General features: G+C 72.4%; 19 protein-coding genes. 14 read left to right on the forward strand and 5 right to left on the reverse strand.

All coding sequences use genetic code 11. The features are described from left to right. Positions 1-55: 55 nt before the first annotated feature. Complete coding sequence (locus VQ02_RS11565) at positions 56-1,009, reverse strand: polyphosphate kinase 2 family protein (RefSeq protein WP_048444344.1); 954 nt, start codon at positions 1,007-1,009, stop codon at positions 56-58. An 81-nt stretch (positions 1,010-1,090) separates the two neighbouring features. On the opposite strand from VQ02_RS11565, the gene VQ02_RS11570 reads away from it, so the two are divergent. Both VQ02_RS11570 and VQ02_RS11575 read left to right on the forward strand, forming a co-directional pair. Continuing rightward, complete coding sequence (locus VQ02_RS11570; RefSeq protein ID WP_048444345.1) at positions 1,091-1,684, forward strand: histidine phosphatase family protein; 594 nt, start codon at positions 1,091-1,093, stop codon at positions 1,682-1,684. A 229-nt stretch (positions 1,685-1,913) separates the two neighbouring features. Then, positions 1,914-5,996, forward strand: coding sequence for a Pls/PosA family non-ribosomal peptide synthetase (locus VQ02_RS11575; protein WP_083469164.1), 4,083 nt, complete (start codon positions 1,914-1,916; stop codon positions 5,994-5,996). A gap of 278 nt (positions 5,997-6,274) precedes the next feature. Here the strand turns inward: VQ02_RS11575 and VQ02_RS11580 are convergent, their stop codons facing one another. After that, a complete protein-coding gene (locus VQ02_RS11580; protein ID WP_048444346.1) occupies positions 6,275-6,664 on the reverse strand; it encodes a DUF3775 domain-containing protein in 390 nt (129 codons plus the stop codon). A 132-nt stretch (positions 6,665-6,796) separates the two neighbouring features. Here VQ02_RS11580 and VQ02_RS11585 point away from each other — a divergent pair, with 132 nt between their 5' ends. Next, positions 6,797-7,543 carry a sulfate transporter family protein gene (locus VQ02_RS11585; protein ID WP_048444347.1) on the forward strand — a complete coding sequence of 249 codons (747 nt, stop codon included), beginning with the start codon at positions 6,797-6,799 and terminating at the stop codon, positions 7,541-7,543. 4 nt (positions 7,544-7,547) lie between these two features. Here VQ02_RS11585 and VQ02_RS11590 read toward each other — a convergent pair whose 3' ends face one another. After that, positions 7,548-8,798, reverse strand: coding sequence for an NAD(P)/FAD-dependent oxidoreductase (locus tag VQ02_RS11590; protein WP_048444348.1), 1,251 nt, complete (start codon positions 8,796-8,798; stop codon positions 7,548-7,550). A gap of 140 nt (positions 8,799-8,938) precedes the next feature. Between VQ02_RS11590 and VQ02_RS11595 the strand changes: the two genes are divergently transcribed. Then, complete coding sequence (locus tag VQ02_RS11595) at positions 8,939-10,558, forward strand: acyl-CoA dehydrogenase family protein (RefSeq protein WP_048444349.1); 1,620 nt, start codon at positions 8,939-8,941, stop codon at positions 10,556-10,558. 4 nt (positions 10,559-10,562) lie between these two features. Here the strand turns inward: VQ02_RS11595 and VQ02_RS11600 are convergent, their stop codons facing one another. Then, positions 10,563-10,958 carry a DUF2306 domain-containing protein gene (locus VQ02_RS11600; protein ID WP_048444359.1) on the reverse strand — a complete coding sequence of 132 codons (396 nt, stop codon included), beginning with the start codon at positions 10,956-10,958 and terminating at the stop codon, positions 10,563-10,565. Positions 10,959-11,062: 104 nt separating this feature from the next. Here VQ02_RS11600 and VQ02_RS11605 point away from each other — a divergent pair, with 104 nt between their 5' ends. From VQ02_RS11605 to VQ02_RS11645, 9 genes are all read left to right on the forward strand, one after another. Beyond that, the gene (locus tag VQ02_RS11605; RefSeq protein WP_167350724.1) at positions 11,063-11,596 is read left to right on the forward strand and encodes a TetR/AcrR family transcriptional regulator; all 534 of its coding nucleotides are present in this window, start codon (positions 11,063-11,065) and stop codon (positions 11,594-11,596) included. Positions 11,597-11,746: 150 nt separating this feature from the next. Further along, positions 11,747-13,375 (forward strand): ABC transporter substrate-binding protein, encoded by a 1,629-nt coding sequence (locus tag VQ02_RS11610; RefSeq protein WP_048444351.1) that lies wholly within the window; start codon positions 11,747-11,749, stop codon positions 13,373-13,375. A gap of 179 nt (positions 13,376-13,554) precedes the next feature. Beyond that, positions 13,555-14,508 carry an ABC transporter permease gene (locus VQ02_RS11615; protein ID WP_048444352.1) on the forward strand — a complete coding sequence of 318 codons (954 nt, stop codon included), beginning with the start codon at positions 13,555-13,557 and terminating at the stop codon, positions 14,506-14,508. Positions 14,509-14,512: 4 nt separating this feature from the next. Beyond that, positions 14,513-15,439 (forward strand): ABC transporter permease, encoded by a 927-nt coding sequence (locus tag VQ02_RS11620; protein WP_425339896.1) that lies wholly within the window; start codon positions 14,513-14,515, stop codon positions 15,437-15,439. Beyond that, positions 15,436-16,515, forward strand: a complete 1,080-nt coding sequence (locus VQ02_RS11625) for an ABC transporter ATP-binding protein (RefSeq protein ID WP_245239701.1) — start codon at positions 15,436-15,438, stop codon at positions 16,513-16,515. The genes VQ02_RS11620 and VQ02_RS11625 overlap by 4 nt, the downstream gene beginning before the upstream one ends. Before the next feature lie 7 nt (positions 16,516-16,522). Then, positions 16,523-17,548, forward strand: coding sequence for an ABC transporter ATP-binding protein (locus tag VQ02_RS11630; RefSeq protein WP_048444353.1), 1,026 nt, complete (start codon positions 16,523-16,525; stop codon positions 17,546-17,548). Between the two features lie 102 nt (positions 17,549-17,650). Beyond that, complete coding sequence (locus VQ02_RS11635; RefSeq protein ID WP_048444354.1) at positions 17,651-18,856, forward strand: ABC transporter substrate-binding protein; 1,206 nt, start codon at positions 17,651-17,653, stop codon at positions 18,854-18,856. 151 nt (positions 18,857-19,007) lie between these two features. Next, a complete protein-coding gene (locus tag VQ02_RS11640) occupies positions 19,008-19,340 on the forward strand; it encodes a (2Fe-2S) ferredoxin domain-containing protein (protein ID WP_048444355.1) in 333 nt (110 codons plus the stop codon). Next, positions 19,340-20,410: a lysylphosphatidylglycerol synthase domain-containing protein gene (locus VQ02_RS11645; protein ID WP_048444356.1), complete on the forward strand. Its 1,071-nt coding sequence runs from the start codon at positions 19,340-19,342 to the stop codon at positions 20,408-20,410. The genes VQ02_RS11640 and VQ02_RS11645 overlap by 1 nt, the downstream gene beginning before the upstream one ends. Here VQ02_RS11645 and VQ02_RS11650 read toward each other — a convergent pair. Then, positions 20,407-20,958 (reverse strand): ankyrin repeat domain-containing protein, encoded by a 552-nt coding sequence (locus VQ02_RS11650; protein ID WP_048444357.1) that lies wholly within the window; start codon positions 20,956-20,958, stop codon positions 20,407-20,409. The two genes, VQ02_RS11645 and VQ02_RS11650, sit on opposite strands and share 4 nt — an antisense overlap. 254 nt (positions 20,959-21,212) lie before the next feature. Here VQ02_RS11650 and VQ02_RS11655 point away from each other — a divergent pair. Beyond that, a partial coding sequence (locus VQ02_RS11655; protein WP_048444362.1) for a bifunctional diguanylate cyclase/phosphodiesterase occupies positions 21,213-23,477 on the forward strand: 2,265 nt, incomplete at its 3' end.

Consider the following 23,477-nt stretch of genomic DNA (forward strand, 5'->3'; position numbering starts at 1 on the left):
GGATGACCCGGCGGGTTTGATTTCAGTCGAGCAGGTTCGAGAATCGATCGGCGCGTCAATCCGGCACCGTGATCCCCGTCAGGTCCGCCTTCGGCTCCGGGAAGCGCGGGTCCATCGCCTCGAGAGTGTCGGCGATCAGGCGGGCGACCGCGAGGTTGCGAAACCACTTCCGGTTCGCCGGCACCACGTGCCAGGGAGCCAGCCTCGTGCCGCACAGGGTCAGCGCGTCCTGGAACGCCGCCTGGTAGGCGTCCCAGGACTGCCGCTCGACGAGGTCGGCGGGGTCGAACTTCCAGTTCTTGGTCGGGTCGGCGAGCCGGCTCTCCAGCCGCTCCTTCTGCTCCGCCTTCGAGATGTGGAGGAAGATCTTCAGCACCGTGGTGCCCGAGAGGGTCAGCAGGCGCTCGAAGTCGTTGATCAGGTCGTAGCGGGGCCGCCACACCGCCTCCGGCACCAGCCCCTTGACCCGGACGATCAGCACGTCCTCGTAGTGGCTGCGGTTGAACACCCCGATCATGCCGCGGGCGGGCACCCGCTGGTGGTAGCGCCAGAGGAAGTCGCGGTCGAGCTCCTCGGCGCTCGGGGTCTTGAACGACGAGACCTGGCATCCCTGCGGGTTCACGCCCTCGAAGACGTGGCGGATCGTGCCGTCCTTGCCGCCGGTGTCGATCGCCTGCAGCACCACCAGCAGGCTGCGCTGGCGCTCGGCGTAGAGCCGCTCCTGCAGGGACTGGATGCGGGCCCGCTCGGCGAGGAGCGCCGTCTCCGCCTCCGCCTTGCCGTCTGACGAGCCCGGCGCGTCCGGATCGATCTCGGCGAGCCGGCAGGGCTTCTCCGGCCGGAACTGGATCACGCCCGGGGGCGGAACCGGCACCGTCGCACCGTGCTCCGCAAGGAAGGCCGGGCTTGCCTCGGCGAGCAGGCCGGCATCGCTCGCCCAGGCGGCCGAGGACGGCCGCGGATGGCTGGGGAGCGAAACCGGCTTGTCTTTCTGGTTCTTCTTCGACATCGGGAGACGGGGGCTCGGGCGGGGGCAGGGCGTGCAACGGATAACGACAGCGAAGCGGGGCCGTTCCGAGAGGGACCGCCGGTGACCCGGGCACCGATCTACTTCGTGCGCCACGGCGAGACCGACTGGAACGCCGAGGGGCGCCTGCAGGGACAGCGCGACACGGCCCTCAACCGCAAAGGCGTGGCCCAGGCTGCGGAGGCCGGGGAGCGCCTGCGGGCGCTGCTCGGCGAGGCGGCGGCCGGCCTGCCCTACCTGGCGAGCCCGATGGAGCGCACCCGCCGCACCATGGAGGGCTTGCGGGCGACGCTCGGCCTCGACCCCGACGGCTACGCCACCGATCCGCGCCTGAAGGAGATCGGCTTCGGGGCCTGGGAGGGCATGACCTGGAAGGAGGTCCGGCGCAGCGATCCGGCCGGGTCCCAGGCCCGCGACCGCGACCGCTGGCGCTACTGCCCGCCGGGCGACGGTGCGGAGAGCTACGCCATGGTGGCCGAGCGGGTGCGGCCCCTTCTCGATGCCCTCGACGGCCCGACCGTCATCGTGGCTCATGGCGGCGTCGCCCGCGCCGTCATGGTGACGCTCGGCGCCGCGAGCACCGAGGAGGCGCCCCACCTGGAGATCCTGCAGGGGCGAATCCTTCTGCTCGAGTCAGGCGGGCGGCGCTGGGTCTGACCCTCGGGAACCCGGCCTGCCACGGCGGGTTCCGCTCGCGGCCCGGCCGCCGCGCCGGGTGCCATGATCTTGGTCCCGACCCTGCCTTGAACCGGCCCCGGTTCTCGTCCACCTCCCGCCGGCCCGCCAGCGGGAGAGAAGCTGCGCAAGAAGCCGCCCACCCCGGATCACGCCGGGGCCGGGCCGGCGCCTCAGGTCAAGGGCCCGCCCGGGCCCGCGGAGTCGCTCGATGAACCACACAGCCGGGACCGGCCGCCTGCCCAGCCACGGGAGCCGCGAGCCGTCCGTCCCGCCCGCCGGAGCGGCCGTGCTGCGCGGCCCCGCGCGGCCCGACCTCATCCGCGACGAGGTGCTGGCCGAGATCTTTCGCGCGACCGCCCAGGATCGGCCCGACCGCACGGCCCTCATCGACGCGGCGAGCGGCTCCGACGCCGCGTCCCGCACCCGCCTGTCCTATGCCGAGGTCGACCGGCGCTCGGACGCGATCGCGTCCGGCCTCGCGGCGCGGGGCATCGGGCCCGGCGACGTGGTGGGCCTGTGGATGGCGCGCTCGCCCGACCTGCTGGTGACGCAGATCGGCATCACCAAGGCCGGCGCGGCCTGGCTGCCCTTCGACGCCGAGGCGCCGTCCGACCGGGTCGAGGTCTGCCTCCGGGACGCCTCCGCCAAGGCGCTGATCGTCTCCGCCGCCCTGAGGGACAAGGCGCCTGCGGAGGCCTGCCCAGCCCTCACCCCGGACGAGGCCGCCGGCGGCGCGAGCGGCCCGGCTCCGGACCTGCGCGCGGCCGGGCTCACCCCCGAGCACCCGGCCTACCTGATCTACACCTCGGGCTCGACCGGCGTGCCGAAGGGCATCGTCATCAGCCACCGCAACATCTGCCACTTCCTGCGCGCGGCCAACGCCCTCTACGGCATCACCGGGGACGACGTGGTGTTCCAGGGGGCCTCGGTCGCCTTCGACCTCTCGATGGAGGAGATCTGGGTTCCGTACCTCGCCGGCGCGACGCTGTTCGTGGCGAGCCCGGCCCAGATGGGCGACGCCGAGGCCCTGCCCGACATCCTGATCGAGGCCGGCATCACGGTGCTCGACACCGTGCCGACGCTCCTCGGGCTGATGACCCGGGACGTGCCGCGCCTGCGCCTGATCCTGCTCGGCGGCGAGGCCCTGCCCGAGCCGCTGATCGCCCGCTGGGCGACGCCGGCGCGAAAGCTGTTCAACACCTACGGGCCGACCGAGGCTACCGTGGTGGCGACCGCCGCCGAGATGCGGCCGGGCGACCCCGTGACCATCGGCGGGCCGATCGCCAACTACACCGCCTACATCGCCGACGAGGCCCTGAACCTCGTCGGTCCCGGCGTGCAGGGCGAGCTGCTGATCGGCGGGCCCGGCGTCGCCAAGGGCTACCTCGCCCGGCCGGAACTGACGGCGGAGAAGTTCATCGCCAACCCCTACGGCGGCGACGGCGCGGACCCGGTGCTCTACCGCTCCGGCGACGCGGTCTCGCTGGATCACGCCGGCCGCATCGTCTTCCACGGCCGCATCGACGACCAGGTGAAGATCCGTGGCTTCCGGGTCGAGCTCGGCGAGATCGAGGCGCGCATCCGCGCGCAAGAAGGGATCGCGCAGGCCGCGGTGGTCCTGCGCCAGGACGACGGCGTCGACCGCCTCGTCGCCTTCGTGGTGCCGGAGCGGGGCGCCGCGTTCGACCGGGGGGCGTTGCGCGCGGCGCTGGCCGAGACGATGCCGCCCTACATGATCCCGGCGCATTTCGAGGTGGTGGAGGGCCTGCCGGTGCTCGCCGCCTCCGGCAAGGTCGACCGCAAGGCCCTGCGCGCCGCACCGCTCGCCGTGGTCGAGACCTCGGGCGAGCAGGAGGAGGCGCAGGACGAGACCGAGGCGGCGCTCCTCGCGGCGGCCCAGCGCGTGTTCGGCAACCAGCCGATCCCGTTCGAGGCGGACTTCTTCACCGATCTCGGCGGCCACTCGCTGCTCGCCGCGCGCTTCGTCTCGGCGGTGCGCGAGGTGCCGGCCCTGGCCTCGATCACCCTGCAGGACGTCTACAACGGCCGCAGCCTGCGGGCGATGGCCGAGACCCTGATCGCCCGCACCGGCGGGGCCGGCGCGGCGGCCGCGACCCACGACCTGTCGTTCGAGCCGCCGCCGCTGAGGCGGCGCTTCCTGTGCGGCCTCGCCCAGGCCGTCGTGCTGCCCTTCGTGATCGCGCTGGCGACCGCGCAGTGGCTCGGCATCTTCGTCACCTACCTGCTCATCACCGGCGGCGACCTCGGCTTCTTCTCCGAGATGGCGCTGCTGCTGCTCGTCTATATCGGGCTCAACGCCGCGACCGCGCTGATCGCCATCGCGGCGAAGTGGCTGGTGCTCGGGCGCACCCGGCCCGGCCGCTACCCGCTCTGGGGCACCTACTATTTCCGCTGGTGGCTGACCCAGCGCCTGACGCCCCTCGTCCACGTCAAGTGGCTCCAGGGCTCGCCGATGATCCGCATCTACCTGCGGCTGCTCGGCGCCAAGGTCGGCGAGGACGCGCTGATCTCCGACATCGAGATCGGCGCGCCGGACCTCGTCAGCATCGGCCGCGGCGCCTCGCTCGGCGGGCGCCTGACCCTCGCCAACGCCGAGGTGGTCGGCAACGAGCTCGTCATCGGCCGGGTCTCGATCGGCGACGACGTCGCGATCGGCACCTCGTGCGTCGTCGGCTACGACACCCGGATCGAGGACCATGCCGAGCTCGCCGACCTGACGACGGTGCCCTCCGGCACGGTGGTGGGCCGGGCGGAAGCCTGGGACGGCTCGCCCGGCCGCAAGGTCGGCATGGTCGACCTCTCGACCCTGCACCCGGCACCGGAGGCGTCGCCCCAGCGCCGGGCGGTGTTCTTCCTTTTCTACGCCGTGCTGCTGGCGGCGATCCCGGCCATCGGCCTGCTGCCGATCTTCCCGGCCTTCTACATCTTCGACCAGATCAGCGACTCCCTGGCCGCGTTCACCGACGTCGACTACCACGTCTACCTGCCGCTCCTGACCTGGCCGACGGCGATGCTGATGACCGCGGCCACGGTCGGGCTGATCGCCGGCATCCGCTGGCTGGTGCTGCCGCGCCTGCGGGCGGGCAGCTACTCGGTCCACAGCGGCACCTACCTGCGCAAATGGGCGGTGGCGCTCGCCGCCGAGGTGATGCTCGAGACCCTCTCGTCGCTCTTCGCCACGGTCTACATGCGGGCCTGGTACCGGCTGATGGGCGCCGGGATGGGCCAGGGCGCCGAGATCTCCACCAACCTCGCCGGCCGCTACGATCTCGCCGAGGTCGGCGCGCGCAACTTCATCGCCGACGAGGTGGTGTACGGCGAGGAGGAGGTGCGCCGGGGCGTGATGGAGCTGAGCCCGGTCCGCACCGGTGCCCGGGTCTTCGTCGGCAACGACGCGGTGGTGCCGCCAGGCGCGGTCATCCCGGACGACGTGCTGATCGGCATCAAGTCGAAGCCGCCCGCCAACGACCGCATGGCGCCGGGAGAGACCTGGTTCGGCTCCCCGCCGATCAAGCTGCCGACCCGCCAGCGGGTTGATCTCGGCCAGAACAAGACCTTCGAGCCGGGGATCTGGCCGCGGATCGGCCGCGGCGTGTTCGAGGCGTTCACCTCCTCGTTCTCGCCGATGCTCTTCATCACCTTCGCGATCCTGACGATCGACTTCGTGTTCTACCCGGCGATCCTGGCCGGCGACTGGGCCGGCGTGGCGGTCAGCTTCGTGGTCACCAGCGTGGTGATCGCGGTGCTGCAGACCCTGGTGGTGATCGCCGTCAAGTGGCTCCTGATGGGCCGCTACGAGCCCGGCATGCACCCGATGTGGTCGTGGTGGGCGATGCGGACCGAGGCCGTGGCGGTGATGTACTGGGGGCTGGCCGGCAAGGTGCTGCTCGAGCACCTGATGGGCACGCCGTTCCTGCCCTGGGTGCTGCGCTTGTTCGGCACCCGCACCGGCGAGGGCGTCTGCCTGCTCGCCACCGACATCACCGAGTTCGACTGCGTCACCATCGGCGACTTCGCCTCGGTCAATCGCATGTCGGCGCTGCAGACCCACCTCTACGAGGACCGGGTGATGAAGGTCGGCCGGGTCGAGGTCGGCCGCGGCGTCACCGTCGGGGCCTTCGCCACGGTGCTGTACGACACCAAGGTGGGGGATTACGCCCAGCTGCGCCCGCTCACCATTGTGATGAAGGGCGAGACGATCCCGGCCAATTCCCGCTGGGAGGGCGCGCCGGCGGTGCCGGTGGTGCATCAGGCGATGGCGGCGGAGTAGCAGCTGGGGTGCTTGCCCCTCCCCGCAGCCTGAATGGTCGACACGATGTCGGGGTACCCTCCGACAGGTGTTTCAAACCCTGTTTGACGTGCTGGACAGTGTTGATGCCCTCTTCGTCATTCCGGGGCCGCTGCGCGGCCCCGGAATGACATGCAGGGTGTCAAATGTATGGGCTCCAATCAAACAGGCTCTCACTCACCGGGTCATTCCCGGGCCGCGGGAGCGGAGCCCGGAATGACCCGGCGGTGCCAAACCATCAGGGCTGATCGAGCGAATGCTCACACGTCGCAGCTCAAGCCCAGCGCCGCCAGCCCCTCGTCGAGCAGGTCGCCGACATTCGGGATGCCGAGCAGGTAGTCGGCGGTGCGGGTGCCGGCGGCCTCGCGCTCGCGGGCGAGGCGCACCGCATCGGGAAATTCCTCCGGCTCCATGTCGCCGCGGCCGACGAACAGGATCGCCACCAGCTCGGCGCGCTCGTCGTCGTTGAGGCCGGCGATCATCTCGCGCAGCTCCTCCTCGGTCGCATCGTCGGTGCCGTCGACCAGCACGTCGCGGGCGCCGTCGTCGATCGGGTTCGAGCCGGAATCCGGGTCACTCAGACCCTCCTTCACGTCGAGGGCCCTGGCCCGCAGGATGAACTCACAGACCTTCTCAACGGCGATGTCCATCTGACGAACCTCCTCAAGCGGACGCGACGGTCGATGCAGCCTCAACCCGCGAGGTGCGGCACGGTTCGCCCCTGGACGGCGGCGCCGTTTCGCATCAAGTGACCGACGGCGCGTCCACCCTCCGAGGTCCCGATGCTGATCAACGCCGCCTTCGCGGCCCTGCGGCAGGTCTTCTCCCCTCCGCTCCGCCAGATCCTGTGGAAATCCCTCGGCCTCACGGTCGGGCTGCTCGCCCTTGTGTGGTTCGGCCTCACGAAGGGCATCGCGGCCCTCCTCGCCGCCCACCCGATCTCGACCGACTACGCGATGGTCAACGCGGTGGCGTCGTTCCTGGCCGGGGCCGGGCTGTTCGTCGGCCTCGCCTACATCCTGCCGCCGGTCTCGATCCTGGTGGCGGGCTACTTCCTCGACGACGCCGCCGAGATCGTCGAGCGCACCGACTTCCCCGACGAGGTGCCGGGCCGGGCCATGCCGCTCGGCCAGGCGATGCTCTACGCCCTGCGCTTCGCGGCTCTCGCGCTCGCCGTCAACCTCGCGGCCCTGGCGCTGCTGCTCGTGCCCGGCATCAACGTCGCGGCGTTCTTCCTCGCCAACACCTACCTGCTGGGACGGGAGTACTTCGAGCTCGCCGCCGCCCGGTTCCGGCCCTTGAGCGAGGCCGGCGCCATGCGGCGCCACCACACCGCCACCGTGATGCTGGCCGGCGCCCTGCTGGCCGGGCTGATGCTGGTGCCGATCGTGAACCTCCTCACGCCGCTCTTCGGCATCGCCCTGATGGTCCACGTCCACAAGGGCCTGAGCCGCGACCGGCTGCTGATGCCGCCGGCGGCCCGCCCGCCCCTCGCGATGGACCGCGGGGTCGATCCCGGCCGGCGCTGAGCCCTCAGGTCCGCGCGGCCGGCCGGGCCTGGACGACCGGCGCGGCGGCGGCCAGGATCGCCGCGGCGTCCCGGTCGAGGGGCGGGTAGATGCGGCTGCCGTTGATGGCGCGCTTGATGGCCTTGGCGGGGGCGCCGGCGGAGATCAGCATCTGCCGCTCCCAGCCCGCCGTGTAGGCCGCCCCCCAGGCGCCGAGATCCAGGACCGTGACGTAGTCCGGCGCCAGGAAGGCGAGGCGGTCGTCGGGGCGCCCGGCGAGGTCGCAGACGGCGTTGTGGCCGGCGAAGCGCCCCATCGGCCGTGCGTGCTGGCACGACATCACCGTGCCGTGGCCGTCGGCGTCGGCCGCCGCCACGGCGATGTCGCCGGCCGCGTAGACGTCCGGCACGCCGACCACCCGCAGGACCGGATCGACCGGCAGCCGGCCGAGGGCGTCGCGCGGCGCCCCGATCTGCCCGGCGAGCGGGCTCGCCTGCTGGCCGGTGGCGCAGACGACCGTGAGGGCCGGGATCCGGGTGCCGTCGTCGAGGGTCACCCCGGCGGCGTCGATCGCTGCGACGTCGATGCCGCCCAGGCACGTGATCTCCGCCGCCGCGAGCGCCTGGCGGACGGCCGGCTCGCCGGCCCCCATCGCGGCACCGATGCGCGGCGCCCGGTCGATCAGGATCGTGCGGACCGGCGCCGCGTCGCCCGCCCGGTCGCGGGCGGCGGCGAGGCGGGCCGGCAGCTCGCAGGCGATCTCGATGCCGACGAGGCCGCCCCCGATCACCAGGGCGGTCCAGCGCCCCGCCTCGCCGCGCCCGACCGCGCCGCTCCCCAGGGCGTCGAGGTGGCCGGCCAGGCGCTGGGCCCCCGCGAGCGTGTCGACGTCGAAGGCCGCGTCGACGCCCGGCACGTCCGGGCGCCGGAGCGCGCTGCCGGCGGCCAGGATCAGGCGATCGTAGCCGAGGGCGACGGCATCTCCGGCGCCGGGCCCGGGCCGCAGCGTCACCCGTCGGCCGGCGACGTCGATCGCCGTCGCCAAGCCCTCGGCGTGATCGACCCCGGCGGGCCCGAGGACGTCGTCGAACGGCACCGTCAGGGGCGCGAGGTCGGCCTCATAGCAGCGCACCCGCACGACGTGGGCCCGGCCCGGCGCGATGAGGGTGATGTCGACGTCGTCCTCGAGACCGAGGGCGGCCCGGGTCCGCGCCGCCGAGAGGGCGCCCCACAAACCGGCGAAGCCGCCGCCCACCACGACGATGCGCTGTGTCACCGCGGACCTCCCCCGGCCTCCCCGCGCCGCATCGTAGCAGCGCTCGCCCCCGGGGCGTCATCATCGCCGAAAGGTGAGCCGGCGGGCGCCTCGTGCGCCAGGCCGTTGCGGATCGCGCGGCGCCGGCGCACCCTGGCGCGATGACGGGGGACACCCACGACGTTCTCAACCAGAGCCCGCCCTTCGGCGACGCGAACCTGTTCGCGGCCGACATCCCCTTGCGCGGGGCGCTCGCCGCCTTCGGCGAGGTCGACGCGGCAGGGCTCGCCGCCTTCGGGGCGCGCTGGGGCGAGGCCGGGCGGCTCGACCTCGGCCGTCTCGCCAACGCACATCCTCCGGTCCTGCGCACCCACGACGCGCGCGGGCACCGGGCCGACCGGGTCGAATTCCACCCGGCCTACCACGCCCTGATGGCGGCGAGCGTCGCCGACGGCCTGCACGCCTCGGTCTGGGACGGGGCGGATCTGCGCGCCCCCCGGGCCCGCGGCCACCTCGCCCGGGCGGCGCGGTTCTACATGGTGGCCGGCGTCGAGAGCGGGCACCTCTGCCCGATGACCATGACGAGCGCCGCGGTCGCAGCGCTCGCCGCCGCGCCGGACCACCTTGCCGCCTGGCTGCCGCGGATCACCGGCCGGAGCTACGACCCGTCCTTCCGGCCCTGGTTCGAGAAGGCCGGCGTCACCCTCGGCATGGGGATGACCGAGAAGCAGGGCGGCACCGATCTGCGCGCCAACACCACCCGCGCCGTGCCCACGGGTGGCGACACCTACGGGCTCACCGGCCACAAGTGGTTCTTCTCGGCCCCGATGTCCGACGCGTTCCTGGTGCTGGCGCAGGCACCGGGCGGCCTGACCTGCCTCCTGGTGCCGCGCCACCGGCCCGACGGGACGGCGAACGCCCTCCACCTGCAGCGCCTCAAGGACAAGCTCGGCAACCGCTCGAACGCCTCGGCCGAGGTCGAGTTCGCGGGTGCGTTCGGCTGGCGCATCGGCGAGGAGGGCCGGGGCGTCCCCACCATCCTGGCGATGGTGCAGCTCACCCGGCTCGACTGCGCGGTCGCCTCGGCGGGCTTGTGCCGCATGGCCCTGGTGCTGGCGCTCCACCACGCCCGCCACCGCCACGCGTTCCAAAAGCCCCTCGTCGACCAGCCGGCGATGCGCCGGGTGCTCGCCGACCTCGCCCTCGAGAGCGAGGCGCAGACGGCCTTGTCCCTGCGGCTGGCGGCGGCCTTCGACCGCGGCGAGGCGGCGCGCACCCGCCTGCTCACCCCGGCGGTGAAGTACGCGGTGTGCAAGGCGGCCGCCGGCTTCGTCTACGAGGCCATGGAGGCGGTCGGCGGCAACGGCTACGTCGAGGAGAGCCCCCTGCCCCGGCTCTACCGCGAGGCGCCGGTCAACGCGATCTGGGAGGGCTCCGGGACCGTGATGGCCCTCGACGTGCTGCGCGCCGCGACCCGCGCGCCGGAGGAGGCCGCCGGCCTCGTGGCGGATCTCGCCGAGGAGGCGGACGGGCTGCCCGGGGTGCGCGAGGCCGCCGCCGACATCGCCGCCTCCCTGCGCGCGCCCGACGCCGAGGCCCGGGCCCGCTTCGCCACGGGGCGCCTCGCGACGCTCGCCGCCGCCGCTGCGCTGGCGACGTCGGCGCCGCCGGCCCTCGCCGAGGCCTACGCGGCGACGCGCCTTGCCCGCGAGCGGGCGATGTTCGGGGCGAGCGGGGTCGGGGCCGTGACGGACGCGCTGCTGGCCCGGGCGCTGCCGTGACCGCTCACCCGAGCACCACGTGCCCCATGATCCGGCCGGGTAAAAGGGTGAACAGGCCGGTGATGACGAGCGCCCCGAGATAGAGGCCGATCATCGCCCAGCGATGGGCCGCGATGCGCCGCTGCCGGGCGCAGACCACCGCCAGCACCAGGGCGCCGAGGGTGAATACCGACAGGCCGTGGATCCAGCTGAACGGCCCGATCTGGCGCAGCCCCGAGATGCCGAACGAGCTGAGTGCCACGAGCGCCATCAGCCCGACCCAGATCCGGCCTGCGATCCGGTGGCGGGCCCCGCCCCGCCGCAGGCCGAACTTAAGCGCCCCGAGCACCAGGGCGGCGATGGCGGCCGCAGCATGGACCTGGACCACCGGCGAGGCCTGGAGCAGCGGTTGCAGGGTCATCTCGGACACGCTCCGCGATCATGGCGGCCCGCGCGGCTTGCGGCGGGTACGGGCGGCGGTATGTTGACAGCCGCAACATATGGGACATGTGGGCATTGTCAACATTGAGTAGTGGCTCGTACCACCACGGCGACCTGCGGCGCAGCCTGATCGCGGCGGCGCGGGAGCTGCTGCGCGCCAGCGGCGTCGAGGCCGTGACCTCGCGAGAGGCGGCACGCCTCGCCGGCGTCTCGCACAACGCTCCCTATCGCCACTTCGCCAGCCGCGAGGCGCTGCTCGCCGCCGTGGCGGTCGAGGGCTTCCGCGAGCTGCGTCGGGCCCTCGACGCGGCCCGGGAGCAAGCCGCGCCGGCCGAGCGCCTGACCGCCCTCGGCCGAGCCTACCTGCGCTTCGCCGAGAAGGACCGGGCGACCTTCCGGCTGATGTTCGGCGGCATGCTCGAGAGCGCGGCCCATCCGGACCTCGCCGAGGCCGCGACCGCGGCGTTCGACGCGCTGCGGGCCGTGGTGGCGGAGCGCGAGCCGGCCGCCACGACCGAGCGGGAGGCGTTGCGGGCCTGGGCCCTGGTGCACGGCCTCGCCCACTTCGTCGCCGACCGGCAGATCGACGCGGCGAGGGCCGAGGCCTGCCTCCACTGAAACCAGATCAGGCGTGGAATGTTCGCCCGCAAACGAGGCAGCACAAAAAATAGGCAATAGCTCCCGCCCGGCACCGCCTCGACGAGCGCGGACCAGTTGGCAGGGCTCTTGCAGCCTCCTCCCCGTCGATCACCGAAGGGGATACCACCGATGCCGTTGCCCACCCGCCTGCCCCTGCGCCGGAATGCGCTCGGGCGAACCCTGTCCGGGCTCGCCCTCGCCCTCGCGCTGACGGGGCCTGCGAGCGCCCAGGGCGTGCTGCGCATCGGCATGACCGCCTCCGACATCCCGCTGACCACCGGTCAGGCGGACAACGGCGGCGAGGGCATGCGCTTCACCGGCTACACGGTGTACGACGCCCTCATCAACTGGGACCTCAGCCGGGCCGACAAGGCCTCCGACCTGACGCCCGGCCTCGCGACCGCGTGGAAGGTTGATCCCGCCGACAAGACCCGCTGGATCTTCAGCCTACGGCCCGGCGTCACCTTCCACGACGGCTCGGCCTTCGACGCCAACGCGGTGGTGTGGAACCTCGACAAGCTGCTGAAGTCGGACAGCCCGCAATTCGATCCGCGCCAGTCGGCACAGGGGCGCACCCGCATCCCGGCGGTAGCGAGCTACAAGGCCGTCGATCCGCTGACGCTGGAGATCGTCACCAAGAACCCGGACGCCACCTTCCCCTACCAGCTCGCCTGGATCCTGATGTCGTCTCCCGCCAACTGGGAGAAGCAGGGCAAGAGCTGGGACGCGGTCGCCAAGGCGCCCTCCGGCACCGGGCCGTGGAAGGTCACCAGCTTCGTGCCGCGCGAGCGCCTGGAGTTGGTGCCGAACAAGGAGTACTGGGACAAGGCGCGGGTGCCGAAGCTCGACAAGATGGTCCTGGTCCCGCTGCCCGAGGCCAATGCCCGGGTCGCGGCCCTGCGCTCGGGCCAGGTCGACTGGATCGAGGCCCCGGCGCCGGACGCGGTGGCCTCGCTGAAGGCCGCGGGCTTCGCCCTCGTCACCAACCTCTACCCGCATAACTGGACCTGGCACCTGTCGCGGGCCGAGGGCTCGCCGTGGAACGACGTCCGGGTGCGCAAGGCCGCGAACCTCGCCATCGACCGCGAGGGCCTGAAGGAGTTCCTCGGCGGCCTCGCCACCCCGGCTGAGGGCTTCCTCACCCCCGGTCACCCGTGGTTCGGCAAGCCGAGCTTCAAGCTCGGCTACGATCCGGAAGGGGCCAAGAAGCTCCTCAAGGAGGCGGGCTACGGCCCGAACAAGCCGCTCACCACCAAGGTGCTGATCTCGGCCTCCGGCTCCGGCCAGATGCAGCCGCTGCCGATGAACGAGTTCCTGCAGCAGAACCTCGCCGAGGTCGGCATCAAGGTCGACTACGAGGTCGTGGAGTGGAACACGCTGATCAACATCTGGCGCGCCGGCTCCAAGTCCGACAGCGCCCGCGGCGGCACCGCGATGAACTACTCCTACCTGATCCAGGACCCGTTCACCGCCTTCATCCGCCACGCGCAGTGCAACCTGGCGCCGCCGAACGGCACCAACTGGGGCTATTACTGCGATCCGGCGATGGACAAGCTGTTCGATGAGGTCCGCACGACCTTCGAGCCGAAGGATCAGGTGGCCGTGCTGCAGAAGATCCACGAGAAGTTCGTGGACGACGCGCTGTTCCTGATGGTCACCCACGACGTCAACCCGCGGGCGATGAGCAAGAAGGTGCAGGGCTTCGTCCAGGCCCAGAGCTGGTTCCAGGACTTCTCGCCGATCACGATGGCGAAGTGAGCGCCTGAATCCGTCCGTGTCGCACGACGGACCTGACACCCACAGGGTCATTCCGGGGCCGCGAAGCGGAGCCCGGGATGACGAGGAGGGTGGAAAGTCCGTCGAGCGGCCTTCGTGACATCGCGATCCCGCCCGGCCCGGAGCCGGGCGGACCACGCCCCCGACAACCGGCGCCGCCCATGATCCTCTTCATCCTCAAGCGCATCGGCTACGCCGCCCCGGTCGCCCTGGGCGTGAGCCTGGTGTGCTTCCTCCTCGTCCACCTCGCGCCGGGCGATCCCTTGAGCGCGATCCTGCCGGTGGACGCCACCGCCGAGATGCAGGCGCAGATGCGCGCGGCCTACGGCTTCGACAAGCCGCTGCCGGTCCAGTACGGCCTGTGGCTGTGGAAGGTGCTGCAGGGCGATCTCGGCACCTCGATCGCCACCGGCCGCCCGGTCCTGGCGGAGGTCGGCCGCGCCGTCGGCAACAGCCTGATCCTGGCCTCGGTCGCGACGCTGATCGGCTTCACCTTCGGCACCTTCTTCGGCTTCGTCGCCGGCTACGCCCGCGATTCCTGGCTCGACCGGGTCGCCTCGGCCATCGCGGTGTTCGGGGTCAGCGTGCCGCATTACTGGCTCGGCATCGTGATGGTGATCGTGTTCTCGGCCACCCTGGGCTGGCTGCCGCCGACGGGTGCGGGGCCGCAGGGCTCGGGCAACTGGTTTCCGGACCTCGAGCACCTGCGCTACCTCCTGCTCCCGGCCATCACCATGTCGGTGATCCCGATGGGGGTGATCTCCCGCACCGTCCGGGCCCTCGTCGGCGACATCCTACACCAGGACTTCGTCCAGGCCCTGCGCGCCAAGGGCCTGTCGGAGTTCGGCGTGTTCCGCCACGTGGTCAAGAACGCGGCGCCCACCGCCATCGCCATCATGGGGCTGCAGCTCGGCTACCTGCTCGGCGGCTCGATCCTGATCGAGACCGTCTTCGCCTGGCCCGGCACTGGCTTCCTGCTCAACGCCGCGATCTTCCAGCGCGACCTGCCGCTGCTCCAGGGCACGATCCTGGTGCTGGCGATGTTCTTCGTCACCCTCAACCTCCTGGTCGACGTGGTGCAGACCGCCCTCGACCCCCGCATCGAGAGGGCCTGATCCCATGACGGTCATGACCCCGTCCTCCGCGTCCCTCGCCACCGGCGATCCCGTCGCCGCGGTCGCGGCGCCCGAGATCCCGGCCGTGGCCTCCCGCGGCTACTGGGGCAGCGTGCTGCGGCGGCTGGCCCGCGACCCGGTCGCGATGGGGGCGGCCTTCGTGATCCTGTGCATCGTGCTCGCCGCGATCTTCGCGCCGCTGATCGCCCCGATGGACCCGTTCAAGGGCTCGATGGTCCGGCGCCTGCGCCACGTCGGCGACGCGACCTACTGGCTCGGCTCGGACGAGCTCGGCCGCGACATGCTGACGAGGCTCCTCTACGCCGGCCGCCTGTCGCTGTTCATGGGCGTGCTGCCGGTCGTCATCGCGTTCTTCATCGGCTCGGGGCTCGGCATCCTGGCGGGCTATGCCGGCGGCTGGGTCAACACGCTCATCATGCGCGTCGTCGACGTGTTCTTCGCCTTCCCGTCGGTGCTGCTGGCCATCGCGCTCTCGGGGGCGCTGGGCGCGGGCATCCTCAACTCGATCGTGTCGCTGACGGTGGTGTTCGTGCCCCAGATCACACGGGTCGCCGAGAGCGTCACGGTGCAGATCCGCAACCGCGACTACGTCGAGGCGGCCAGGGTCTCGGGCGCCAACCCGTTCACCGTGGTGCGGGTGCAGGTGCTCGGCAACGTGCTCGGCCCGGTCTTCGTCTACGCCACCAGCCTGATCTCGGTCTCGATGATCCTGGCCTCCGGCCTCTCGTTCCTGGGCCTCGGCGTGAAGCCGCCGGAGCCGGAATGGGGCCTGATGCTCAACACCCTGCGCACCGCGATCTACGTCAACCCATTGGTCGCGGCGCTGCCGGGCGTGATGATCTTCCTGACCTCGATCTCCTTCAACCTTCTGTCGGACGGCCTGCGCTCGGCCATGGAGGTGCGCCAGTGACCGCGTCCCCGATCACCCCCGCCGCACTCGCTCCTTCCACACCCTTGGACCCGCGCGACCGCGGCGGCCCGGCGCAGCCGCTGCTCTCGGTCGAGGGCCTGGTGAAGCACTTCGCCGGCAAGGGCGGCCTGTTCGGCAAGGGCCCGGCGGTGCGCGCCGTCGATGGCGTCGACTTCACGGTGATGAAGGGCGAGACCCTCGGCGTCGTCGGCGAGTCGGGTTGCGGCAAGTCGACGACCGCCCGCCTGCTGATGCAGATCAACCGGCAGGACCGTGGCGACATCGTCTTCGACGGCGAGCTCCTCGGCTCCCGCGCCCTCGACCTGAAGGCCTATCGCCGCCAGGTGCAGATGGTGTTCCAGGATTCCTACGCCTCGCTCAACCCGCGGCTGACGGTCGAGGAATCGGTGGCGTTCGGCCCGCGGGCGCACGGGCTCTCGGCCTCCGCGGCGCTCGCCCGCGCCCACGACCTGCTGCGCCGGGTCGGCCTGGAGCCGCGGCGCTTCGGCGGGCGCTACCCCCACGAGGTCTCCGGCGGCCAGCGCCAGCGGGTCAACATCGCTCGCGCCCTCGCCCTCGAGCCGCGGCTCCTGATCCTCGACGAGGCGGTCTCGGCCCTCGACAAGTCGGTGGAGGCGCAGGTGCTCAACCTGCTCACCGACCTCAAGCGCGACTTCGGCCTGACCTACATCTTCATCTCGCACGACCTCAACGTCGTTCGCTTCATGTCCGACCGGGTGATGGTGATGTATCTCGGCCGCGTCGCCGAGATCGGCCCGGCCGACGCCATCCTGACTGCGCCGCGCCACCCCTACACGGCGGCCCTCCTGGCCTCCCAGCCCTCCACCGACCCGGATGCGCGCCTCGAGGAGGCTCCGCTCACCGGCGACCCGCCGAACCCGATCAACCCGCCCCCGGGCTGCCGCTTCCACACCCGCTGCAAGTTCGCCTCCGAGGTCTGCCGCACCCGCGAGCCCGGCCTCGACCCGGTGGCGCCCGCGCACTTCGCGGCCTGTCACATGGCGGTGCCGGGTTCGGGGCACCCAGAATCCCCTTCGGTCCCCATGGCGGCGTGAGGCATCCATGAACGCACCTGTGCGAAATGCCGGCGTCGCGGCCGGCACCGCGGACGCCCTGGTCGAGGTCCGCGACCTCACGGTCGACTTCCTCGGCGGCCGAAAACCTGTCCGGGCGGTCGGCGGGGTCGATTTCAGCCTCCGGGCCGGCGAGGCCCTGGCGCTCCTCGGCGAATCGGGCTCCGGCAAGAGCGTGACCCTGCGCGCCCTGATGCGGCTCCTGCCGGAAGCGCGCACCCGCATCGGCGGCCACCTGCGGGTCGACGGGCAGGACGTGCTCGGGCTGAAGCGCCGGGCGCTCTCGGCCTATCGCGGCGGCACCGTCGCGATGATCTTCCAGGATCCCGGCCTCGCCCTCGACCCGGTCTACCGCATCGGCGACCAGATCGCCGAAGCCGTGGTGCGCCACGAGGGCGTCTCCCGCGCCGCCGGCCGCGCCCGGGCGCTCGAGCTGTTCGAGCGCGTCCACATCCCCTCGCCGGCCCGCCGCCTCGACGCCTACCCGCACGAGTTGTCCGGCGGGATGCGCCAGCGCGCGATGATCGCGCTCGCGCTGGCCTGCCGGCCGAAGGTGCTGCTCGCCGACGAGCCGACCACGGCGCTCGACGCCACGGTGCAGATCCAGATCCTGCTGCTCCTGCGCGAGCTGCAGCGCGACCTCGGCCTCGCGGTGATCTTCGTCACCCACGACGTCGGCGTCGCGGTGCAGGTCGCCGACCGGGTCGCGGTGATGTATGGCGGTCACCTCGTCGAGGTGGGGTCGAGCGGCGACGTGATCGGCACCCCGGCCCACCCCTACACGCAGGGGCTGCTCGCCTCCCGCATCACCCCCGACTCGCCGAAGGGCGTGCGGCTCGCCACCATCCCGGGCGCGCCGCCGGATCTCGCCGACCCGCCGCCCGGCTGCCCGTTCGAGCCCCGCTGCGGCCTCGTCGTCCCGGCCTGCCAGGACGGCCTGCCGCCCCGGGTGGCGGTGGGGGCGGGCCACGCGGCCCGTTGCATCCGCGTGGGCGAGCCGGCCCCGGTCGCCTGATCGATCGGCGATCCGCCGGTCGGCGGATCGTCGCGCTTGACGAATCCGTGCAGGTCGCTCCTTCTGAGCCGAGAACAAACTCTAACTCGGGGGGATCGATCGATGGGCATGAAGTGGTTGCTGCTGTCCGCCGCGTGTCTCGCACTCTCGGCGGCGCCCGTCTCGGCTCAGACCAGCGTCAAGGTCGGCGTCCTGAACGACATGTCGGGCGTCTACTCGGATATCGGCGGCAAAGGCTCGGTCGTCGCGGCGCAGCTCGCGGCGGAAGACTTCGCCGCGATCAGCAAGGACGTTCAGGTCGAGATCCTGTCCGCCGACCACCAGAACAAGCCGGATATCGGCGCCGGCGTCGCGCGGCAATGGTACGACCGGGACGGCGTCGACGCGATCCTGGACGTGCCGACCTCGTCGGTCGCACTCGCCGTGAGCCAGATCACGCGCGAGAAGAACAAGATCTTCATCGATTCGGGTGCCGGCAGCACCGACCTGACCGGGTCGCAATGCTCGCCCAACACCATACACTGGACCTACGACACCTACGCGCTGGCGAACGGCACGGGCAGCGCGATGGTCAAGCGCGGCGGCGACACCTGGTTCTTCCTGACGGCGGATTACGCCTTCGGGCAATCACTCCAGAGCGAGACCGCCGCCGTGGTGACGCGGAACGGCGGCAAGGTCCTCGGCTCGGCCAAGGTGCCGTTCCCGGCCAACGACTTCTCGTCCTTCCTGCTTCAGGCGCAGGGGTCGGGCTCCAAGGTCATCGGGCTCGCCAACGCGGGCGGCGACACGATCAACGCCGTCAAGCAGGCGCACGAGTTCGGCATCACCCAGGGCGGGCAGAAGCTCGCGGCCCTGCTGTTCTACGTGCTCGACGCCAAGGCGCTCGGCCTCGAAACCGCGCAGGGGCTGGTCCTGACCGAGTCCTTCTACTGGGATCTGACCGACGGCACCCGGGCGTTCTCGGAGCGCTTCGCGAAGCGGGCGAACGGCAACATGCCGACCATGAACCAGGCCGGCGTCTATGCCGGGCTGCTCCACTACCTGAAGGCGGTCGCGGCGACGAAGTCGAAGGACGCCAAGGTCGTGATGGAGTGGATGAAGGCCAATCCGACCGACGACCCGCTGTTCGGCAAGGGCGTGATCCGCGCCGACGGCCGCAAGATCCACGACATGTACCTGTTCGAGGTCAAGAAGCCGTCCGAGTCGAAGGGGCCGTGGGACCTCTACAACAAGCTGGCGACGATTCCCGGGGATCAGGCCTTCAAGCCGATGAACCAGGGAGGCTGCCCGCTGGTCGCCAAGAACTGACACCGCGCTCGCACGGCGTGCCGGGGCACGGAGGCCGCGGCCGGGACCGGGTCGCGACCGCCGGAACGCCACGTCATGCCGCGTTGCGCCGCGTTCGGCTGGAGGCTACCTCCAGCCCTGAATTCAGGGCGGAACGGGAGATCAGGACGCGGTGAGCAAGGCGCCGGTGACGAAACGCGGGCCGGCCAAGGCGGCGACCGCCCCCTTCGCCGAGATCGTGATGGTGTGCGCCAAATGCGCCAAGCGGCAGGGGGTCGGCGCCAAGGCGGTCCGGGGCGGGCTGAAGCGCGCCCTCAAGGCCGATCACCGCGGCCGCAAGGTGCGGGTGGTCGAGACCGGCTGCCTCGGCCTGTGCCCGAAGCGCAGCCTGACGCTTGCCACCGCCGGCTCCCTTGGCGCCGGCCGCCTCCTGGTGCTCGATCCCGGGCTCGCGCCCGAGGCGATGCTGCAGGCCCTGCTCCCCGCGCGGGCCGACGAGCCGTGATGGCACCGGACGCCGCGGCGCGCAGGACGGAGCCGCGCCCCAGCCTCGGCCGCCGCCTGCTGCGGCGCGTGCCGCTCCTCGGCGCCGCGATCGGCGTGGCGCTGGCCCTCTGGCTCGTTGCCTCCAACGACGTCGGCGCGGTGGCGGACGCGTTCGGGCGGGTCGGCCTGGCCGGCATCGTCGCCGTGGTGCTGGTGCGGGTGCTGATCATCGGGCTCTGCGGCATCGCCTGGGCCCGGATCCTCACCGGGCTCACCGGCGTGAGCGCCGGCCCTTTCGTGCTGCTGCGCTTCGTGCGCGAGGGCGTCAACGTGCTCCTGCCCGTCGCCTCGGTGGGCGGCGAGGTGCTGGGCGCGCGCCTCCTCACCTTCTGGGGCGTCACCGGCGCGGCGAGCGCCGCTGGCATCCTGGTCGACATGTTCTTCCAGGTCGTCACCGAGGCGCTGTTCGCCCTCACCGGCGTGCTGCTGCTGTCGCAGCTCGAGGGCGAGAAGGCCGCGACGCTGGCGGCCTGGTGCGCCAAGGGGCTGGTCCTGAGCGGCGTGGTGCTGGCGGCGTTCTTCGCCGTGCAGCGCTACGGCGGCGCCGGCCTGATCGAGCGCCGTGTGTCCGCCCTCGCCCGGCGCTTCGCGGCGGAGGGCGGAACGGCGCCGGCGGGCGGCGGCGTGCAGGCTGCCCTCGACGCGGTCTGGGACCGCCGGCGCTGGCTGCCCCTGACGGAGGGGTGCCTGCTCCACCTCGCGGCCTGGTTCCTCGGCGCCCTGGAGATCTGGATCGCCCTGCGCTGCATCGGCATCGAGGGCGTGACCCTCGCCGAGGCGGTGGTGCTCGAATCGCTCAGCCAGGCGATCAAGTCCGCCGCCTTCCCGGTCCCGAGCGGGCTCGGCGTGCAGGAGGGCGGCTTCGTGCTCCTGGGCAGCCTGTTCGGCATCGATCCGCACACCGCGCTCGCCCTCTCCCTGGTCAAGCGGGTGCCGGACGTGGTGCTGGGCGTGCCGGCGCTCATGGCCTGGCAGGCCATCGAGGCCCGCCGCGGGCTCATGGCCCCGAAGGCGCCGCCGGCGGTCTAGCCGTTCCGGCTCGGCGTCGCGGCCGCCCGGGCCAGGAGATCCGGGGTATCCGGGGCGCTCATGGCGCGGGCCGCACTCTCCGCGGTGTGGCCGGCCGCGTCGCGGCGGCCGGGGTCGGCGCCGCGGGCGAGCAGCAGTTCCACCATCTCGATGCGGTTGAACATCGCCGCCGTCATCAGCGCGGTGCGCCCGTCGGGCCCGGCGCCGTCGACGGCGGCCCCGCCGTCGAGGAGGGCCGCCACCACCGGCATCGCGCCCTTGAACGCCGCCGCCGCCAGGGGGGTCTGGCCCCGGTCGTTGGCGACCTCCGGGTCGGCCCCGTGCGCCAGCAGCACGCCCACGGTCTCGACGTGGCCGTGATAGGCCGCGAGCATCAGCAGCGTGTCGCCCTTGTCGTTGCGCAGGTTGGGCGGCAGGCCCATGCCCAGGAGCTCGCCCAGCTCCTCGCGATGGCCGAGGCGGGCGTATTGGAAGACCCGGCCCGCGAAGGCGATGGTGTCCTCGTCCAGCGTCGGCCGTGCCGGGGCGCCCGGCTCCTCGTTCTGCATCGTGCTCGGTCCGTTCGTCGCTCGGGGCCAGATATCGGGTGGGAGCCGGCACCGGCCAAGGGGTCGGACCGGCGAGGATGTCGCTCGCGCGATCGGTTAGTGCAGCATTCACCACGTGGGCTGGATCCGGACCCGACATCTCTGCACTAACAAGGTTCGTTGGGAATTTCCCCCCATCGTCGCTGTGCAGGCCAACCGGCACAGCGAGAACAACCGTGACGACCCTCTACGATTGCATCGTTCGCAATCACGACATGAAACTGGTTCTCCTGGCGGCGGTCGTCTGTAATCTCGCCGCCGCGACCAGCCTCGTGCTCCTCGACCACGCGCGCCGCAATGCCGGCCGGACGCGACGGCTGTGGCTCGCGATCGCCGCCCTGGCCGGAGGGACCGGGATCTGGGCGACGCACTTCATCGCCATGCTGGCCTTCGCGCCAGGGACCGCCAGCGCCTACGACCTCGGCCTGACCGGGCTGTCCCTGATGATCGGGACCGGCATGACGGCGGCCGGGTTCTGGATCGCCCTGCGGCCGGACCTGCCGGGCGCCGCCTGGCTCGGCGGCGCGCAGATCGGCTTCGGCGTCGGGGCGATGCACTTCACCGGCATGGCGGCCTTCGAGGTCGCGGGACGCGTCGCCTGGAACGGGACCCTCGTCGCGGTGGCGCTCGCGGCCGGCGCGGGGCTCGGCAGCCTGGCGCTCGCCACCGCCCTGCGCGAGGGCTCGCCCCGGGCGAAGCTTGCCGGCGCCCTCCTGATGGTGGCGGGCATCTGCGGGCTGCATTTCACGGCGATGGCCGCCGCCGTCATCGTGCCGGATCCGGTCGTGGCCCTGTCCGGCACCGCGGTGCCGGCCGAGATCCTCGCCGTGGCGGTGGCGCTCGCCAGCATCACGATCCTGGTCCTGGCCTTTGCCGGCCTGTGGCTGCACCTGCGCGACGAGCGCCGCTCGGCCGTCGAGGGCGACCGGATGCGGGGCCTCGCCAACGCCGCCGCCGAGGGCCTGGTCGTGTGCGACGACGACCGCATCGTCACCGTCAACGACAGCTTCGCCGACCTCGTCGGCTGCCCGGCCGAGGCGCTGACCGGCGCGACCCTGTCGGGCATCCTCGGCGAGCCGGCGGAGACGGTCCTGGCCGACGGCGCGGAGGCGCCAGAGGCGCAGCTGCGCCGGGCGGATGGCAGCCTCGTGCCGGTGGAGGTGATCCGCCGCGTCATCGACTTCGCGGGCCGTCCGCACGCGGCGGTGGCGGTGCGGGATCTCCGGGCCCGCAAGCGCGCCGAGGCGCGCATCGCCTACCTGGCCCACCACGACGCCCTGACGGGGGCGCCGAACCGCGCCAGCTTCAACGCCCGGCTGGCGCAGGAGATCGCCCTCGCCCAGGCCGCCGGCCGGCCCCTGGCGGTGCTGTGCGCCGACCTCGACCGCTTCAAGGAGGTCAACGACCTCTTCGGCCATGCCGCCGGCGACGCCCTGCTGCGCTCCGTCTGTGCCGCCATCACCGGCGTGCTCGGCCCCGGGCAGATGCTGGCCCGCCTCGGCGGCGACGAGTTCGCGGTGCTGGCGCCGGGTCTCGACGCGGGGGCGGCCGAGTCCCTCGGCGAGGCGATCCTCGCCGCCCTGCGGCAGGACGACACCGGACCGGCGGGGGCGATCGCGGCGGCGAGCCTCGGCATCGCGCTCTACCCGCATGACGGCGAGGACGCCGAGATCCTGATGGTCCAGGCCGACACCGCCCTCTACCGGGCCAAGCAGGAGGGGCGCGGCCGGCTGCGCTTCTACGAGGCCCGGATGGGCGTCCAGATCCGGGAGCGGCGCTCCCTCGAGCACGACCTGCGCCACGCCGCCGAGCGGGGCGAGCTGCGGGTCGTCTACCAGCCCCAGACCCGCATCGGCAGCGGCGAGGCGGTCGGGTTCGAGGCGCTCCTGCGCTGGCAGCACCCGGTGCGCGGGACCGTGCCCCCGAACCGCTTCATCCCGATCGCCGAGGAGACCGGCAGCATCCTGGGCATCGGCGAGTGGGTGCTGCGCGAGACCTGCCGCGAGGCCGCCTCCTGGGACAGGAAGCTGCGCATCGCCGTCAACGTCTCGGCGGTCCAGCTCCACGCCCCCGGCTTCGCCGAGCTGGTCCACGAGATCCTGTTCACCACCGGCCTCGCGCCGGCCCGCCTCGAGCTCGAGATCACCGAGACGGCCCTCATCCGCGACCTGCCGCGGGCGTTGGCGACGCTGCGGCGGATCAAGGCGCTGGGGGTGCGCATCGCGATGGACGATTTCGGCACCGGCTACTCGTCGCTGTCGAACCTGCGCGCCTTCCCGTTCGACAAGATCAAGATCGACGCCTCCTTCACCCGCTCGGTCGACACGAGCGAGCAGGCCGCCACGATCGTGCGCACCGTCCTGGGCCTCGGGCGGGGCCTCGGCCTGCCGGTCCTGGCCGAGGGGGTCGAGACCAGCGCCGAGCTCGCCTTCCTGGACGCCGAGGCCTGCCACGAGGCCCAGGGCTACCTGTTCGGCCGC

The sequence above is a fragment of the Methylobacterium variabile genome (assembly GCF_001043975.1).
Classification (GTDB): Bacteria; Pseudomonadota; Alphaproteobacteria; order Rhizobiales; family Beijerinckiaceae; genus Methylobacterium; species Methylobacterium variabile.